Raw genomic sequence first — 3080 nt, forward strand, 5'->3', positions numbered from 1 at the left:
CCCTCAGGTGAGATCGCGATAAAAGTGCAGGCCAGGGGGGTATATCCGATACGCTGNTAAAATGCCTGGGCTCCCGAATTACTAATGGCAGTATCAAGGACCATCTGACCACAACCGTATTCACGTGCGATCACCGCTAAGTGATGCAACAGGGTTGCACCCATCCCCTGACCGCGAGCCTCGCTCACTGTTACCAGATCGTCGACGTAACAGAATTGCCCGTGAATAAGATTTTCGAGCAGTCGATAACCGGCCAGCGTTATTGGTTTGCCATCCTGCTCCAGTCCTGCAAGCCGATAGCCTTGCACCTGCTGGCGCTGTACCTGGGCGATAAATTGTTTCTCATTCGTCAGTTTGCTGCGTAGTTCCCGCATCAGCGCAAAGCATCGGGCAAGGTCAGTCGCGGTGTCGTAATGTTCAATCTTCATGACGCCTCATATTGAGTGGCTTAGTTAATGGCCATAGCTTAATCTTGTATGTCTGGTTAAAAAGGGCCATTATTCGCCTTAATTGGCAGGACATACAGGGGTGCATTTCATGGGGTACAAAGAGATTTATGCCCGCTATCGTCAGCAAATTCAGAACGGCCTTTTGAAACCAGGGGCGCGCGTTCCCTCGATTCGTTCGCTAGCAAGCGAGTTGCAGGTAGCGCGAAAAACAGTGGAAACCGCGTATGAAATTCTTACTGGGGAAGGCTATTTCGTGAGTCTGGGAGCTAAGGGGACCTATATAAATTCGGAGCTCAGGCTGACCGCAAAGGTCAGCGCAGACAATGCAGTACCGTCTCGTTCACCTCATACAATGGTTACTGAAAGGAAGGGCAATCTGCGGCTCGGAATCCCTGCTCTGGATGAATTCCCCCATAAAAAATGGTTACTTATATCGGGAAAATCGGCGCGAAGTCTTCGTCCGGAAGAAATGCTCATGCCCCCGGTAATGGGTTTTCAGCCACTACGTGAGGCCATTTCAAGTTATCTCAATATTTCAAGAGGACTGAATTGCCGACCGGAGCAAATCTTTATTACCAGCGGCTATCGTGCCAATTTACGGTTAATACTGTCTGTACTTGCGCAGCCTGACGATAAGGTGCTGTTTGAAGATCCTGGCTACTTTTATGGTCAGCAATTATTGAAGCGAATGGCATCCAACCTGCACTATATACCTGTTGATCGGCAGGGCATGGATGTTAATTATCTTCAGCGCTATCACAACGATGCACGCTTCGCTATCGTTACACCCACTCATCAAAGCCCGCTTGCAGTTAGCCTTTCATTACCACGTAAGCATCAGTTGCTGGCCTGGGCACAGCAAAACAGAAGCTGGATAATCGAAGATGACTATGACGGAGAGTTTCATTACACACGAAAAGTAATCCCGGCGTTAAAAAGTCTCGATATGCATGACCGGGTTATTTATACCGGTACGTTTAGTAAAACGATAATGCCAGCTATGCGTATCGGCTATATGGTAATGCCACAGGAGACGGTAGCCCGTTTCAGTGAACTGGGCGAAATCCTTGAAACGGGTCTGCCATTATTGCCGCAAAAGATCCTTGCGCAATTCCTTAGCGAAGGGCACTTCTACCGGCATATAAAAAAATGCGCTTACTCTACCAGCAACGACGCCGCATGATGCTTGAGGCAATTGAAACCTGCTTTCCAGGGGTATTTGAATTTGAGCTTACAGATGGTGGGATGCATATTGTTGCCTTTCTGCAACGTGGCATTGAAGATACTGCATTAGCTGCATTATGGACACAGCACGAGCTTTACGTCCGGCCGCTTTCGGGCTGGTATGCGCAGACACAGAAACGTTATGGGTTAGTGATTGGATACACTAATATTCGTTCAACCGAAGAGGCAAAGAAAATTTTGCAGCGTGTTCAGGAAAAAACACTGGAGCTCATGCACCTTTAAGCTTTTTGATAAAAATGCGTGAAATATAACCGCTTGTCTGCAAGTACCGGTGCCTGATGGAAAATAAGGGTGATGATATCAGGAAATACTCGGTCTACAAACTCATGTACAACAGAAGAAAGCGAACACTGATGAGATTATAGCAATGTAAGTAGTAATGATGTCAGCAAATATAACAAAAGCCTCTGCCTTTCGTCAGAAACTGCATTGCAGGAATTAAAGCTTTTCACTTTTCATTCGGTCGTAAAACACCTTTGATAAGCGTTGCGAAGGCTTCAACAGCTTCCGCATGCTGCATACGCCCCCGCGAAATCGCCACGGACAGCGCTTCTCCTGCGCCCACAAGCCCTTCACAAAGTCTTTTTAACCGTTTTGGCGTTATATCGACATGCGGCGTCAGAACTGAGACAAACATCTCGACGCAATTATCCAGCAACTCCTGGAAAACGACCTCTTTTTCCTGGCTACCTGCCAGCGCAGCACCGATTACGTGAAATTCGCCTTTTTTATCTGCGGCACAAAGGATGTAGGTGCTTGCCAGAACTTCTGTGGTTTCCTGAGCATTTTTGTGTGCTTTTGACATCATATCAGTGAAGATTCTGACCCGTTCTGTATCGATCCATCTGTACAGTTCGATTAACAGTGCTGAACGTGTTGGGAAATGGTCGTAAACCACAGGCTTGGAAACGCCTGCACGCTCGGCCAGCCTTCCCAGAGTCAGGCTATCCAGATATTCCTCTCGTATGATCAGAAGCGCCGTTTCAAGAAGCTGCTGACGCCGTTTGGCTCTGGTTAATCTTTTTTACCGGAGATGCGGGGAGATGGGCATTCGTTTTTTTCATCATTCTGTTTTCACTCAGCAACAAAAAACACGACAACCTACTAAAAGTAGATTAATTCCATAACAGGCACTATCCTTCTTACTATTGGTAGCTTATCACGTAAAAGAGGAAACATGCCTATGTCGTTCAAACCTATCCTTTTATTGGGTGGCTCAGGTTCAATTGGTCAGCAGACTGCACGGGCACTACGTGCTACTTATCCTGACGTCCCTCTGCTGATAGCTGGGCGCGATTTACTCAAAGCGCAACGCTCTGCAACTGAAATTCGCAACGCACAAGCTGTAGTACCTGATATGAATTCAGCGGATTTGGGTCTGGGAGA

The 3080-nt window shown here is 47.3% G+C and carries 1 protein-coding gene and 3 pseudogenes; 2 read left to right on the forward strand and 2 right to left on the reverse strand.

All coding sequences use genetic code 11. The features are described 5' to 3' along the window. On the reverse strand, positions 1 to 428 hold a 428-nt coding region (locus tag ENTHG_RS23255; RefSeq protein ID WP_202595308.1), incomplete at its 3' end, for a GNAT family N-acetyltransferase. Positions 429 to 537: 109 nt separating this feature from the next. Here ENTHG_RS23255 and pdxR point away from each other — a divergent pair. Next, positions 538 to 1916, forward strand: a pseudogene (gene pdxR / locus ENTHG_RS23260) (MocR-like pyridoxine biosynthesis transcription factor PdxR). Positions 1917 to 2142: 226 nt separating this feature from the next. Here pdxR and ENTHG_RS23265 read toward each other — a convergent pair. Then, positions 2143 to 2673: pseudogene (locus ENTHG_RS23265) on the reverse strand (TetR/AcrR family transcriptional regulator); the annotation flags it as partial. Between the two features lie 204 nt (positions 2674 to 2877). On the opposite strand from ENTHG_RS23265, the pseudogene ENTHG_RS26225 reads away from it, so the two are divergent. Continuing rightward, positions 2878 to 3080, forward strand: a pseudogene (locus ENTHG_RS26225) (NAD(P)-dependent oxidoreductase); the annotation flags it as partial.

The sequence above is a fragment of the Phytobacter massiliensis JC163 genome, assembly GCF_000321045.1.
GTDB classification, from domain to species: Bacteria; Pseudomonadota; Gammaproteobacteria; order Enterobacterales; family Enterobacteriaceae; genus Phytobacter_A; species Phytobacter_A massiliensis.